Below are 14,464 nucleotides of genomic sequence, written 5' to 3'. Positions count from 1 at the left end.
TTAGGGAGAGGATGTTCGCTGTGAAAATTTTACTGGCGGAAGATGATGAAATGCTTGGCGAACTAATCGTTCATTTGTTGAAGAAAAAGGGTGCGAAAACAGTCGATTGGGTAACGGAAGGGGAAGAGGCATATGACTTCGCCCTTGGGTCGTTTTATGATGTCATCATACTGGACTGGATGATGCCGAACGGAGACGGGGTTTCTGTGTGCAAAAATCTTAGGCTGAGCGGATATAGCGGTGCGGTATTGATGCTTACTGCAAAAGACGCCCTGATGGATCGTGTTGAAGGGCTTGAAGCAGGAGCAGATGATTACTTGGCCAAGCCATTTGAGATAGAAGAGTTATGGGCGCGTTTGCGCGCACTTTCCAGGCGGACTTTTTCTCCTCTACAGGAAGATCTGATGAAAGTGAACGGGCTTGAAATAAATCGTACAGCGCGGTCGGTACGCCGGGGCGAGAAAGAAATCAATTTGACGCCGCGTGAATTCCAGCTTTTGGACATGTTAGTTCTTAACCGCGGTGCAGTATTGACCCGGGAAATGATTTTTGACCGGATTTGGGGCTTTGATACAGAAGTGGCGATGAAAACCATTGATGCCACTGTGAAGCTGCTTCGGAAAAAAATCGATACCAAAGAGGAGGGGAGTTTGATTGAAACTGTCAGGGGAGTCGGATACAAAATCGAAAAAACTTAGTTTTTTTAGAAAAGGCGGTAAAGGTGTGTTTGCTCAAACCCGCAATCGCCTGACGCTCTTCTATAGCATCATTTTAACGCTGTTTCTGTCGGTTTTTGTTGGACTTGCATTGCTGGTGTTCTACTTTGTCATTACAAACGAACAGGAACAGACTCTCCGAATCTTGTCAGACCGCGAAGTCGATATGGCTGAACGGGCACTTGACGGCAGCCGCGGGGCCTGGAAGGAACAGCAGCGCCGAATGTTAGCGGAAAACCAAGTTTTTTATTACGTTATTGAAAACGACGGGGACCTAACAATCAATAAAGACAACAACGAAGATCTGCGCGACCGTTACTTAAGCCTAGTTGATGAATGGGTCACCGATGAAGTTGAAGTAAATAGGACGACGGTCGAGATAAGTGAAAATGACCCGCTTTATGAGGATTATCAGAACACCGACATGGATCTGTTGGTTCTTGCCCGGCCAGTTAAGGATGAAGGCGAACGGGTTGCCATGTTGTATATGGCGATTGATAATTCATTTTACAGCAGCATCATCAAGTGGATCATGATCATTTTCATCGGCTTTGCACTCGTGTTTGCCGTTATCGGTGTGGTGTTGAGCCACTGGATGTCTAAACGCGCTTTGAAGCCGGTCGAACTAGCCTATAATCTTCAAAGGGAATTTGTTTCAAATGCATCCCATGAACTCCGGACACCGCTCAGCGTCATATTATCAGCTGTGGAAGCATTGGGCATGGAAGCGGATAAAGATAATCCATTTACGATGAAAGTGCTGGAAACCTTGAAACATGAAGTGAAGCGGATGTCTAGTCTTATATCGGAATTGCTTGCGCTTGCCCGGTCAGATTCGGAACAGGCAGCGGTAGAATTGAAGAAAGAACTTTTTGATATTCGCCCGATTGCAGAACAGATGATAGAGTCTTTCAGTAAACTTGGAAGCGAAAAACAAATCAACCTGAGACTGGTGGCACCGGAAAGGGTCTTGGTTTTCGGAGACCGTGATAAGCTTGCCCAATTGATGTACATTTTTACAGATAATGCCATCAAATATACGCCTGCCGGCGGCCAAGTGGAAATTGCCCTAGAAAAGCAAAGCAACAAAAAGCTTGAAGAATTTGTCTTGTCAGTCACGGATAGCGGCATCGGCATCCTTCCGGAAGATCAATTGAAAATTTTCGAGCGCTTTTATCGGGCAGACAAAGTTCGTTCCAGAAAAGAAGGGGGATTCGGGCTAGGCTTGTCCATCGCGCAAATGATTACTGCCGCGCACGAAGGCGAAATAAAAGTGGCGAGCGAGGGCGGAAAAGGTTCTGTTTTCAGTGCGAAAATCCCTTTTGCTTCAACGGTTTCGTCCCTTTGAAAGGGGGAAGTTGCTGCCCAAGGAAGCCATGGAATTGTAGGTTCTTCCAGTACAAGTATTTTAAGGGGCTGCATTTTTGTATAATATAGTTGAAAGCAACAGCAGGCATGCCTCGAATATAATTGCTGGGCATAAAAAATGAGGTGAACGATGAAAGAACAAGTTATTGAAACCTTTAATCAACTCGCAGCGATTTACGCGAATACAGTGGATTCCGGCAGCCTTTTCAATAGCGAATATGAAAGGCCGGCAATGTTGGCTCATCTTCCGGCTGATTTGGTTGGCAAGAAGGTGCTGGACGCCGGCTGCGCCGCTGGATGGTATACGGAGCAATTGCTTGCCAAAGGCGCCGATGTGGCCGCTGTCGACATAAGCCCGGAGATGGTCCGTTCGGCCAAGCAGCGAGTCGGGACCAAAGCAGAGGTTCTGTGTCTTGATTTGGAGAAGGGGACGCCTTTTAAAACAGCTTCCTTTGATGTGATTGTCAGTTCCTTGACCCTCCATTATCTTAAAAACTGGGAAGAAACGTTCAGCGAATTTCATCGAATTCTAAAACCTGATGGTGTTTTCCTATTCTCAATCCATCACCCTTTCACCGATATCAACTGGATGGAAGATGCCCATTATTTTTCTGTGGAGCTTATCAATGACCGCTGGCATAAAGAAGGGAAAGTTTTTGAAGTTCCATTTTATCGAAGGCCACTTAGCGAAATCATGAACAAGACGCTTGCTTATTTTTCAGTTGATGAAGTTATCGAACCGCTTCCGACTAATAAATTTAAGGAACTGGCCCCAGAAAGTTATGGGCGGCTGATGAAAAGGCCTCAATTTTTACTTATTAAAGCGCACCAGCGCAGTTTGGGGTAGCAATTGAACATAAAGTAGAAAGCGAAATTCAAAAGCCGCTGAAGAAGTTTAACAGCGCCTTCGAATCTCGCTTTTTTAGACTTTCATTATTTTTCTAGCGATTGTTTTTTTCATGCTTTTTGAAGAAAGCCAGCGTTTCATCGATTATGCGCTGTTGGTCATTGTCGAGTGTGGCAACGTGGTAGCTGTCTGGCATTTCAATAATGGATTTTTCTTTGGAAGAAATTTCATCATAAATGATCTGTGCATTATTGGCGGGAACCACATGGTCTTCGGGAGACACGAAAATCAGTGTCGGACATTGGACTTTTGCTAGGTTGCTGCGTACTTCGGCCATAAACTTCAACAATTGTTTGACCGAGGCGACTGGTGTCATTTCATAAGCGAGTTCCGTAACCCCTGTTTTTTTGATGTCGGATCCGATGGCGTCTAAAAAACGGACATCTTGCATATCGGTTACTGCGACCATTGAAGGGACGTCTACGGCAGCGTTAACGAGAGAAATTGCACGGATTTCAGGATGATTTTCGGCTATGTACAGCGCAAGTGTACCTCCCATCGACAAACCGGCCATGAAGATTAGGTCACAGCGCTCATTCAGCCAGGCGAATGCTTCATCAATAGAAGCAATCCAATCATGATAGGTAGTTTGCTCCATTTCTTCAGGATGAGTACCATGCCCTTTAAGCCTTGGAATGGACACGGTGTATCCTTTTTCGGCAAATGCTTCGCCAAGCGGCCGCATGCTTTGTGTTGTGCCCGTAAATCCGTGGGAGACCAGAATTCCAATACGGCCGCCTTCAGCAGTATAGGGTTCCGCGCCTTCTAATATGTTAAAGTTTTGAGTCATTTCTACTCCTCCTTTGTGTGATAGTTCTAACTTCGATATGCATTCTATAAATTCCTTTTGAATTGTTTTCAGCTTTTAAAATAACGCCTATTTTATTAAATTACAAATCCCTATGGCTAAAATTATTATTAGAAAAATAAAAATATATTAGGTTTATTTTATTAGGACAAGGGAACTTTAATGATATAGAACATACGTTCCTTTGTTTTGGAGGTTATAGAAGCTATAAGGGAAAGCCGAATAGGAGTTTTATTTTGCCATTATCTATTGACGCTTACACGCTTAGTGACCAAATGGAAAGGGTGAAGATCGTGAAAGAAGCAAGACAATTTCACGAAATTGACGGATTGGCGATTGAGGCAAAGGGGCTCGTGAAAATGTTTGGAAAGCACCGGGCAGTGGATGGGGTGGATCTAGCGATCCGCAAAGGTACGGTTTATGGTTTTTTGGGCCCGAACGGTGCGGGAAAAACGACGACTATCCGGATGCTCGCAACACTGGTGAAACCTGATGCAGGAAGTGCCCGGATATTTGGGCATGACCTCAGTGAAGAAGGGGACGCTATCAGAAGCCGCATCAGTATGACCGGTCAATATGCATCCATTGATGAAGATTTGACCGGGATGGAAAATCTCGTCATGATGGCAAGGTTAATGGGCTACGGACGCAAAGAAGCGAAAATGCGGGCAAAGGAATTATTGGGGGCTTTTGGATTGGAGGAAGCGGCAAAACGCCAAGTGAAAAACTATTCTGGCGGGATGCGTCGGCGGATTGATATTGCGGCAAGTATTGTGGTGACGCCGGATTTGCTGTTTTTGGATGAACCGACTACCGGGTTGGATCCGAGGAGCCGCAACCAGGTTTGGGACATCATCCGGGCGCTTGTCGGCTCAGGCACTACAGTTTTATTGACAACGCAGTATTTGGATGAAGCAGACCAGCTAGCGGATCGAATTGCGGTGATCAATCACGGCAAAATCATTGCAGAAGGAACAAGCGGGGAACTTAAGGCTTCAGTTGGCCGCGGCACGTTGAATATACAGCTTATTGATGCTGCGGACCAAGTGCGGGCAGCACATATTCTGGAGCAAAAGCTCTCCGTGCCTGTTCATTTTACTGCTGAATCCACTTTGCTTACTGCGCAATTGGATGATCCGCGCCTGGTCGCAGAAGCATTGGGCGATTTGGCACAGGAAGGGATTGCAACCAGTGATTTTTCTTTTGGCAGACCGAGCCTGGACGAGGTATTTTTGACACTAACCGGACATGCTGCTGGTGAGGAAACACAGTCTGAGGAGGGGACGTCATGACCGATATTCTCGAAAATGGCAGCCGGACAAAAGAAATCCAATTACGGGATTCCATTTCTTCAACCAGGCGGCCGAAACCGCCTAGTGCCCTTGCTTCTACACTAACGTTTGCTACACGTGCACTTCTGCGCATTAAGCATGTACCTGAACAGATGTTTGATGTGACGGTGTTTCCGATTATTTTCTTATTGATGTTCACTTATTTATTTGGAGGGGCAATTGCTGGTTCGACTGCAGAGTATCTGCAATTCCTGCTTCCCGGCATCCTCGTCATGACCGTGTCCCAGATTACAATGTATACCGGCATTGACTTGAACAATGATATCCGAAAAGGCATATTTGACCGATTTCGGACCTTGCCAATCTGGTTGCCATCGGCTTTGATCGGGGCATTGCTCGTCGATGTTGTCCGTTATACGATAGCATCTGTTATAATGATCGGCCTCGGATTTGCGCTCGGCTTTCGGCCGGAAGGCGGCATGCTGGGGATACTCGGAGCCATCGTATTGATTTTAGTGTTCTCTTTCAGTTTTTCGTGGATATGGACGGCCGTTGGGCTGGTTGTGCGTTCCGAGAAATCGTTGATGATGATCAGTTTTATGGTGTTGTTTCCGCTGACTTTTGTCAGCAACGTGTTTGTCGATCCGAAAACCCTGCCGACATGGCTGGAAAGCTTCGTGGAAGTGAATCCCATCTCGGTTCTTGCCACTGCTGTCCGTGGTGCGATGCATGGCACTGTGACATCTTGGCAAGTTATGTGGGTGATTATTGTATCCATTATCATGACTGCAATCTTCGCACCTATCACAATTTACTTATACCGCAATAAGAAGTGAACGTAAATTAAGGAGACGGCCCAATCAATAGGCCGTCTCCTTTCTTCGTTCATAAGCTGTTCTTTTGTAAACTGCACAGCTGAAAAATTTCACTCTAATTTCTTATTGGTAATTGAAAACTTGCGTTGAGATTGAAAACGGCTCTGGCTTTTGACATGTACTTTCCATATGATGAAAAAGGTTATTATGAGAGGAAGCATGGAAGCCGTGCATCGCTTCCAGAACATGGTACGCCAATTCGCCGTTAGCTCGGTGGGCATTGCCATGCACAATGGCATGCGCCATTTCAGCAACGCCGATGCCGCGGCAGTTGCCCTGTACATCGGACAGCAAAGAAATGTCGGTAAACACCTCTTCATCTTTCTTGCGAAGCTGCACTGGGCCGCCGAAAGTATTCGGATCCGGAACCAGTAAGGTGCCTTCGCTGCCATAGATTTCAATCGGAGGAAGGGAAGAACCGCCGAATGCGTCAAAACTTGTTGTAATGGTTCCTACTGCACCAGCTACGAAATCAATGGTTCCAGAGATATGAGTCTCCGTTGTTACGGTAATTTTCTCGCCGGCATTCGGCTCGCTCAAAACTGTGCGCTGCGGATAGCTGATACGGGCAGAACCGGAAAGTCGCTTGATGGGTCCGAGCAGCGCAATCAGCGCAGTTAAGTAATAAGGCCCCATGTCAAACATCGGACCGCCTCCTTTTTCATAATAAAAGGCTGGGTTGGGATGCCAGTGCTCATGGCCACGGTTGATCATAAAGGCAGAAGCTCCAACCGGGGTGCTGATTTCACCTCTCTCAATCAGTTCCAGGGCGGTTTGGATTCCTGCTCCCAAAAAGGTATCCGGTGCACTGCCGACAAACAGACCTTTTTCTTTTGCCCGTTCTAAAACCAACTTTGCATCAGAAAGATTGGCTGCAAGCGGCTTTTCAACATAGACATGTTTGCCGGCTTCAAGAGCTAGGAGGCAGATTTCGGCATGGACTTTCGGGATTGTCAAGTTGATGACCAGGTCGATGTCCTGGTCTGCAAGCAGCTCTTGCACCGTGCAAGCTTTCGGGATTCCGTAGCGTCTGGCTTGATGAAATGCCCGTTCAAGATCCAAATCTGCGCAGGCGACAAGCGATAAATGATTAAAGGATCGAACGTTCTCCATATATATGGAACTTATGTAACCGCAACCGATTATTCCTATTTTTAAAGTCCTCATTCTATTCCTCCATTTTTACTGGCTGTCGCCCATGCCGGTATAATTTTCAGCTGCAGCATATGGGCTGTCTGCATTGGCATATAGCGCTTTGCCTTCTGCAGCCCATAAAAAACCTTTTTTCATGATGAACGAAACTTCAGGCATGGCAATAATATCTGCAACATGGCCCAATGAACTGTAGAAGACACGGCCGACGCCCCAGCGCTTTGTCCAGACAACAGGCATGTCGACCGCCTTGTTCAGAACATGCGGCCCCTCTGCAATGGGGAAGCGTGTGGTGGCAAGCACTTCCACAGCGGGATCGACATGCAGATAGTACTGTTCGCTGACTACTTTAAAATCATCCAGGCCCTCTAATAAGGGACTTGAAGAATGCTTGACGTTGACGATATAATCGATGCCGTCGTTTCCAGGATGCGCAACCCAGTTGCCGCCGGTCATAAATTGCCAGTCCACGTTTTTCCGGAAACTATCGCACATTCCGCCATGGCTTCCGGCGAGTCCGACGCCGCTTATGACAGCATGAGAGACGTTACGCACATACTGAGGTTCAATTTCTCCCATTGTCCAGTGCGGTACGATTAAATCGAGTGCTTTCAATTTTTCAGGATCCGCATAGGACTCCAGCGTATCGGAAATTTCGACTTCAAAATTCTCTTCTATCAGCAGGTTTTTATAGATGCTTGCGACTTGCTCAGGCTCATGGCCATCCCAGCCTCCTTGGACGATCAACGCTTTTTTCTTCATCAACTAACCATTCCTTTCGAGGTAAAATCCACTGCTCAAAGACTGGCAACTTGGATCCATTTTTTGTCTCTTGTTGATAATTCCACTGCCTCAAGAACTTGCTGGCATTTTACACCGTCGTTGAAATTAGGGACTGGCTGCCGGTCCTCCTTAATAGCTGCCAGCAACTCGACAAAAGCATGTGTAAACGTATGTTCATAACCGATAGGATGCCCTGCCGGCCACCAGGCAGCCGAAAAGGCATGTGCCGGATCCGTCGCCAATACCCGGCGAAATCCTTGGACATCGTCCCGGTCATCAGAGAAATACACTTGAAGTTCGTTCATGCGTTCAAAATCAAAAATTACGCTGCCTTTGCTGCCATTGATTTCGAATGAATTGGTGCTCCTGTGCCCAGTTGCGAAACGGGTCGCTTCAAAGCTGCCGAGAGCCCCATTCGCAAAACGGGCCAAAAACAAAGTGGCATCATCAACCGTCACAGGGCCTTTTTCAGTCTTATTGCCACTTGTGGCGCTCAATCCGCCAGTCTCTTCAGGAAGCGGCCTTTCCTTAATAAAGGTTTCACTCATTCCAATCACTTCGTCAATGCTGCCAACAAGATAATGAGCCAAGTCAATAAGGTGGGCACCTAAATCGCCGAGTGCGCCCGAGCCGGCAATTTCTTCTTGAAGCCGCCAGACGAGAGGGAAATCCGGATCGACAATCCAGTCCTGCAAAAACCATGCTCTGAAGTGAAAGATATCACCCAAACGGCCTTCATCAATCAGTTTCTTTGCCAGCATGATGGCCGGGGTAAAGCGGTAATTGAAGCCGGTCATGTGCTTGATGCCTGCTTTCTCGGCGGCTTTTAGCATGTCCCGGGAATCTTTTAAAGAAAGTGCCAGCGGTTTCTCGCAGTACAGATGTTTACCGGCTTCTGCTGCCGCGACGGCTATCTCTTTATGGACATTGCTTGGTGCGTTGATATCAATTACGTCGATATCAACGCGGCTAAGTAAATCTTTCCAATTTACAGTAGATTCTTCCCATCCGAATTGTTCAGCTGCTGTTGCAACCGCTTCCATATTTCTGCCGCAAATCGCTTTCATAATTGGCTTAGGGCTCTCTGGAAAAAACATTGGTAATGTCCGATAGGCATTGCTATGGGCTTTGCCCATAAATTTATAGCCTACCATTCCAATATTAACTTCATTCATTGTTTCGACCTCCCTTTGTATATCGATTAAACTAACTGTTTTTATTTTCTCGAAAACCTTTTGTTTTGTCAAAATTAAAATGAAATTTTTAAAAAATTCCATGTACTGGGCTAATTTTCTTAAGCAAAATATTATGTACAGTATTTGAAAATCGGAATTGCAATAATTGCATAAAATTTTCTGCAGGAGAAAACAATTATTTTTCATTTTGATTATGTGGGCATCTTGAAGGAGAGGCAAGCTCGTTTCACTTAAATAAGGGGAATCCCAGTTGAATTTTATTAAATAATCAAAAAATCTTATTAAAAATACCTTTTATGAAGGACCTGCGGTTTTTCCATATAAAGTAAAATAGAATTGACAGTTACAAAAATTTGAATAGAATGAAAAATAAAACTATTATATAGGGGGATTCACATGCCGATTAAAAAGAAACTAGCAGCAGGAACTTTCGCTTTCGCTTTAAGTGCAGCTTCATTGCTTGGCAGCACAGTTAGCGCAGCAGGTGCAGAAACTAAACAAGAAGATTATATTGTTGTATTTAAAAATAGCAACAGTTTGCCGAGCGGTTATGAAAATGTGCTGGCTAAGGCTGGCGGTGAAGTCAAAACTAAACTTGGTAAGTTGGGGTCGGTAGAAGTTTCTTCTGCTAATCCAAACTTCTTGAATGAAGTCAAAAAATCTTCCATAGTATTGGATGTCGACGTTGAAAAGGTAGTTTATCCTGAGACGCCTGCAGTAGCAGCAGAATCCGGAACAGAAGGCGTTGGGGGAGACGCTGATCTATACAACGAGCGCCAATGGGACATTAAACAAGTCACTGGGAACGGAGCTTCATGGGAACTGCCGGGCGGCACAGGGAAATCTGTTGATGGCCAGGATATTGTCGTGGCGGTAGTGGATACTGGAATTGACTACAACCATCCGGATCTTAAAGAGAACTATGCATATGGCAAATCATTTGTGCCAGGTTATCCGGATGCAATGGACGAAAATAGCCACGGAACTCATGTAGCTGGCGCAATTGCGGCAAATGGCCGCACATTAGGTGTCGGCCCAGATCTTAAAGTGGCAGCATACCGCGTATTTGGGCCAACGGGTGGAGCTTCTACGGCGCATATAGCGGAAGCTTTGAAAACAGCAGCGGATGACAATGTTGATGTTATTAATATGTCTTTGGGCGGCTATGACTGGCTGCAAGATCCGGAGCAGGAAACTAGTGATATTGCGGCCGATATGCGCCTATTTAACCGAGCGATCCAATACGCCATCCAACAAGGCGTTACAGTTGTAGGATCTGCTGGCAACAATGGACTCGATATTACAAGCCCGGGAAAATTGTCCGGTGATGATGTAGGAGCTACACACCGAAGCCCAAGCAGCCAGACGCTTATCCGCGTTTCTGCTGGTGGAGCGAATAAAAACTTGGCATTCTATTCTAATTATGGCGTTGGAAAGATTGACGTCATGGCGCCGGGTGGAGATTTGGGGCCAAACTATGACCAGACTACCGGACTAGGACGCGACAACTCGTACTTGGCGTATTCGACCATTCCAGGCGGTGGATATGGCTATAAAGGCGGTACTTCCATGGCAGCACCAAAAGTGGCTGGCCTTGCAGGTGTCATTATCGCCCAGCACGGGAAAGACAAGTTAAACCCAGCACAAGTAAAACATATTATCCAATCTTCTTCAGAGGATATTTTCAAGAAAGGGTACGATAAGCAAAGTGGTTTCGGCTTGATTGATGCCGTTGATGCATTAAACTGATCCCCCTATAAAAAAGCAGAAACACCTCTAGTGGATTAAGTTTCCATGGAGGTGTTTTTGCTGTGTTTATTTAGAAAACTTACCGCTAAGCCGAATGCTTCCGTGCTCAAATTTTCGTTGAAGCTGGCATTAAAGGGATCACTGAATCCATGATCGCCATTAAAAAGGACCACTTCGGTATTTTGCCGGGTGACTTGGTCTGGCATTTTATTGGCGTCAAAACTTTTTTCATGTGCAGCAAAAAATAACAGGGCAGGACATGCGGGCATAACATCTAAATAATCGCGAATACGTGATCCGTAATAGCCGACAATGCCAGCCAGCTCTTTTTTTTCACTGCATAGCCAGGCAATTGTAGCTCCTGCGCTAAAGCCGACCAGAAAGATGCTTTCATACATTGCTGCACACTCTTCGATCAACTCCGAAACTTGCTTGGCTGCCTGCTTGAAGCCGACGTGTTGAGAAAAATGCCGGTAAGCCTCTGATTCATCGGAGTATGGAAATGGGCGTTCCTTGGTTAAGAGGTTCGGGCAAAAAACTTGATAACCCATTTCGGAGAAATGCTTTTCATAATGAAGCATATGGCCATTGATGCCATAGATTTCATGAATTAAAATAACTGCGCCAAATGCTGGTTTTTTAGGCTTCATCGGTAATCGCTCCTATATTAAATCTTTGTTTCTTCTATTTTAATTAATAAAAACAAATTTTATACAAGAAACTTTACAAATATATTAGTACCTAATACTAATAGTTGCTGTTAGAATAGTGCTAGAACGTAAAAAGGGGCGAGACTTATGAACAGTTCAAACGCAAGAATTACAGCCATCGGTTCGTATGTGCCAGAAAAAAGGCTAACCAATCACCACTTAGAAGAATTAGTGGATACCAATGATGAATGGATTGTTCAGCGGACAGGGATCAAAGAACGCCGTATTGCCGCAGACAATGAATATACAAGTGATATCAGCATCAAAGCAGTAGAAAATCTCATGGCCCGCTACCAGAAAACCGTCGAAGATGTGGATATGATTATCGTCTGCACGATGACGCCGGATTTTAAGACTCCTAGTGTATCTGCTCTGGTACAAGCAAAACTCGGGATAAAAAATACTGGCGCTATCGATTTGAATGCTGCCTGTGCCGGTTTTGCATATGGGATGCATGTTGCAAACGGTTTAGTAAGTGCCGGCTTGCATAAAAAAATACTGGTAATTGGTGCGGAAACATTTTCTAAAATTCTTGATTATACCGACCGTACAACCTGTATCTTATTCGGTGATGGAGGCGGTGCTGTACTTGTTGAATACGATGAGCTGCACCCAAGTTTTATCGCTTCACATATGGGTACAGACGGAGTATTGGGAAAAAATTTATACTGTACGGATTTATCGGCCAGCATGTTTGGCGAAGATCTTCCGGTTAACGGGTTTATTGCACAAAATGGCCGCGAAGTTTACAAATGGGCGGTCAATACTGTTCCCAAAGGCATGGAGGCGTTAATGGAAAAGACCGATTTGGAGCTGAACGAAGTGGATTGGTTTGTTCCCCATAGCGCAAACCTAAGGATTATTGAATCAATTTGCAGCAGAAGCAAATTTCCGCTTGAGCGCGCTATTTACAGTCTTGAGCATTATGGGAACACATCAGCCGCTACCATCCCTTTGTCGCTTGACAAAGGTGTCCAAGAAGGGAAATTTAAAACAGGGGATAGCCTGCTGCTTTATGGATTTGGGGGAGGGCTAACTCAGGCGGGATTGCTGATTAACTGGACGTTATAATATTGCACGGATGACGGAGGAATCTGGCTTTTCATTTTGCTGTCGAATTGATGGTTTTCGTTTCTAGGCAATTGCTTGATAAAAGTTCATTTAAAAGAACAAAATATGGCATATGGCAAATGAAAGGAGTGAACGATCATTTCTTCTGATTGGTGGATTTCTTTTCAATGGTGGAACACCGTCAGCAATTTGTTCTTGCTGGCGAACACTGCGGTGGCTTTTTTTGTTCTTTTTTTTGAACGGAAACGGGCAACTTCAATTTGGGCTTGGGTTTTGCTTTTGTTTTTCTTGCCGGTTGTTGGATTGCTTTTGTATTTGCTTTTCGGCCTTCCCCATAGGCAAAACAAAGGAAAGCACCCTTCTGTCTATTCCAATCCTAATCTGCAGAAACTCTGGCAACAACAGTTGCGGCAAATTGATCGTGGTTGGTGGCCGGATACGCTGGGAACAGTGAAGGATTTTCGCCAAATTATCCGCATGAATTTGAAAACCGGAGAAGCACCGTTATCTACAAACAATGGTATTGCCATCTTCATAGATGGAAAAAACAAATTTGACTCGTTATTCAAAGACATTGAAGCTGCCAAAGACCATATCCATCTTGAATATTACATTTTGAGAAATGACAAAATTGGCTGTCAGCTGATTGAACGGCTTACAGAAAAAGCGAAACAGGGTGTTAAGGTACTCATCCTTTATGATGACATCGGGTCAAAGTCTTTGCCGAAAAACTTTTTTGCCGATTTTTTTCAAGCGGGAGGAAAAGCGGCTGCATCGCTGCCTTCCAGAATACCCATCGGCAATCCGCGCGTCAACTACCGAAACCACAGAAAAATTGCTGTTATTGATGGCAAAGTGGGTTACATCGGCGGCTTTAATGTCGGAGACGAGTATCTTGGGGAAAAAGGAAAGTTTGGGTATTGGCGCGATACACATTTACGGATTGAAGGAACTGCTGTCCACTCACTTCAAAACCGATTTTTAATTGATTGGAATTCGGCTTCAGATAAATATTCAGTAAAATACGCCGATAAACTTTTTCCTTCCGGGGAAAATTCAGAAGGAGCAGCAATGCAGGTTGTCGGAAGCGGTCCTAATGAAAATATAGATCAAATCAAGAACGGGTTTCTCAAACTTATAGTCCAGGCGAAGGAATCCGTTTATCTCCAGACGCCCTATTTTATACCGGATCAATCCATCTTAGATGCACTTTGCACTGCTTCGCTCAGTGGAGTGGATGTAAGAATTATGATTCCGAATAAAGCCGATCACCTATTTGTCCATACTGCTACTTTGTCTTTTGTCGAAGTGCTGCTAGAGGCTGAAGTAAAAGTATATAAATACGATAATGGGTTTTTGCATGCCAAGACGTTAGTCGTAGATCGAAAAGCATTTTCAGTCGGTTCTGCAAATATGGATATCCGGAGTTTTTCATTAAACTATGAAGCGAATATTTTTGCTTTTGAAGAAAAAGCAGCTGAAGAAATGGCTGGAATTTTCCTTCAAGATATCAAGTTGTCGAAAGAATTAACAATGGATGCGTTTGAAGATCGATCACTTTTCGAGTATGCCAAACAGCGAATAGCAAAACTTGTTGCACCAATTTTATAGCAGCAGAATATAAAATCATGAAAAGAGGCCTTCTATTCAGAAGGCCTCTTTTCATCGGGCTGTCGAGAAATTCCCGGCAGCTTTTTCATTTCGCTCCAGCAGGCGGACGCTTTCTTATCAGTAGTCAAGCCTTTTTCTTTTACAGAAGAGGGGAATGAGGGAAGCGTAGGCAGCGGGCTTTCCGTTCCGGCGCTCGCTTTCCGCGGGCACGGCCTTAGCCGCTTCA

At 45.1% G+C, this 14,464-nt stretch carries 14 protein-coding genes; 8 read left to right on the top strand and 6 right to left on the bottom strand.

The genetic code is table 11. The features are described 5' to 3' along the window. The first annotated feature begins 20 nt into the window (after positions 1-20). From FQV28_RS03085 to FQV28_RS03075, 3 genes are all read left to right on the top strand, one after another. The gene (locus FQV28_RS03085) at positions 21-698 is read left to right on the top strand and encodes a response regulator transcription factor (RefSeq protein WP_146494141.1); all 678 of its coding nucleotides are present in this window, start codon (positions 21-23) and stop codon (positions 696-698) included. Then, positions 655-2,064, top strand: coding sequence for a sensor histidine kinase (locus FQV28_RS03080; protein WP_146494140.1), 1,410 nt, complete (start codon positions 655-657; stop codon positions 2,062-2,064). The genes FQV28_RS03085 and FQV28_RS03080 overlap by 44 nt, the downstream gene beginning before the upstream one ends. A gap of 150 nt (positions 2,065-2,214) precedes the next feature. Next, a complete protein-coding gene (locus FQV28_RS03075; RefSeq protein WP_146494139.1) occupies positions 2,215-2,931 on the top strand; it encodes a class I SAM-dependent methyltransferase in 717 nt (238 codons plus the stop codon). Positions 2,932-3,025: 94 nt separating this feature from the next. On the opposite strand, the gene FQV28_RS03070 is transcribed toward FQV28_RS03075, so the two are convergent. Next, positions 3,026-3,781: an alpha/beta hydrolase gene (locus FQV28_RS03070; protein ID WP_146494138.1), complete on the bottom strand. Its 756-nt coding sequence runs from the start codon at positions 3,779-3,781 to the stop codon at positions 3,026-3,028. A 293-nt stretch (positions 3,782-4,074) separates the two neighbouring features. Here FQV28_RS03070 and FQV28_RS03065 point away from each other — a divergent pair, with 293 nt between their 5' ends. Continuing rightward, positions 4,075-5,091 (top strand): ATP-binding cassette domain-containing protein, encoded by a 1,017-nt coding sequence (locus FQV28_RS03065; protein ID WP_146494192.1) that lies wholly within the window; start codon positions 4,075-4,077, stop codon positions 5,089-5,091. Then, positions 5,088-5,927 (top strand): ABC transporter permease, encoded by an 840-nt coding sequence (locus FQV28_RS03060; RefSeq protein WP_146494137.1) that lies wholly within the window; start codon positions 5,088-5,090, stop codon positions 5,925-5,927. Before FQV28_RS03065 ends, FQV28_RS03060 begins: the two co-directional genes overlap by 4 nt. A gap of 102 nt (positions 5,928-6,029) precedes the next feature. Here FQV28_RS03060 and FQV28_RS03055 read toward each other — a convergent pair whose 3' ends face one another. Genes FQV28_RS03055 through FQV28_RS03045 form a run of 3 tightly spaced genes read right to left on the bottom strand, consistent with a single transcriptional unit; the run spans position 6,030 to position 9,076 of the window. Further along, the gene (locus FQV28_RS03055; protein WP_146494136.1) at positions 6,030-7,133 is read right to left on the bottom strand and encodes a Gfo/Idh/MocA family protein; all 1,104 of its coding nucleotides are present in this window, start codon (positions 7,131-7,133) and stop codon (positions 6,030-6,032) included. A 15-nt stretch (positions 7,134-7,148) separates the two neighbouring features. Next, entirely contained in the window at positions 7,149-7,880 is a 732-nt protein-coding gene (locus FQV28_RS03050; RefSeq protein ID WP_146494135.1) for a ThuA domain-containing protein, read from the bottom strand. Positions 7,881-7,915: 35 nt separating this feature from the next. After that, positions 7,916-9,076: a Gfo/Idh/MocA family protein gene (locus FQV28_RS03045; protein WP_146494134.1), complete on the bottom strand. Its 1,161-nt coding sequence runs from the start codon at positions 9,074-9,076 to the stop codon at positions 7,916-7,918. 417 nt (positions 9,077-9,493) lie between these two features. On the opposite strand from FQV28_RS03045, the gene FQV28_RS03040 reads away from it, so the two are divergent. Continuing rightward, a complete protein-coding gene (locus FQV28_RS03040) occupies positions 9,494-10,846 on the top strand; it encodes a S8 family peptidase (RefSeq protein ID WP_146494133.1) in 1,353 nt (450 codons plus the stop codon). Positions 10,847-10,881: 35 nt separating this feature from the next. Here the strand turns inward: FQV28_RS03040 and FQV28_RS03035 are convergent, their stop codons facing one another. After that, the gene (locus FQV28_RS03035; protein ID WP_146494132.1) at positions 10,882-11,496 is read right to left on the bottom strand and encodes a dienelactone hydrolase family protein; all 615 of its coding nucleotides are present in this window, start codon (positions 11,494-11,496) and stop codon (positions 10,882-10,884) included. A gap of 147 nt (positions 11,497-11,643) precedes the next feature. Between FQV28_RS03035 and FQV28_RS03030 the strand changes: the two genes are divergently transcribed. Both FQV28_RS03030 and cls read left to right on the top strand, forming a co-directional pair. Then, on the top strand, positions 11,644-12,627 hold the full coding sequence (locus FQV28_RS03030; RefSeq protein ID WP_146494131.1) for a ketoacyl-ACP synthase III: 984 nt from the start codon (positions 11,644-11,646) through the stop codon (positions 12,625-12,627). Between the two features lie 189 nt (positions 12,628-12,816). Next, complete coding sequence (gene cls, locus FQV28_RS03025; protein ID WP_146494130.1) at positions 12,817-14,238, top strand: cardiolipin synthase; 1,422 nt, start codon at positions 12,817-12,819, stop codon at positions 14,236-14,238. 32 nt (positions 14,239-14,270) lie between these two features. Here the strand turns inward: cls and FQV28_RS19375 are convergent. Then, the coding region (locus FQV28_RS19375; protein WP_222433228.1) for a hypothetical protein at positions 14,271-14,464 on the bottom strand (194 nt) is incomplete at its 5' end.

Origin of the sequence: Planomicrobium sp. CPCC 101079, from assembly GCF_007859275.1 — a bacterium.
Lineage (GTDB): Bacteria > Bacillota > Bacilli > Bacillales_A > Planococcaceae > Planococcus.
The sequence above is the reverse complement of the archived record's forward strand: the minus strand, read 5'-3'. Positions and strand labels throughout refer to the sequence as shown.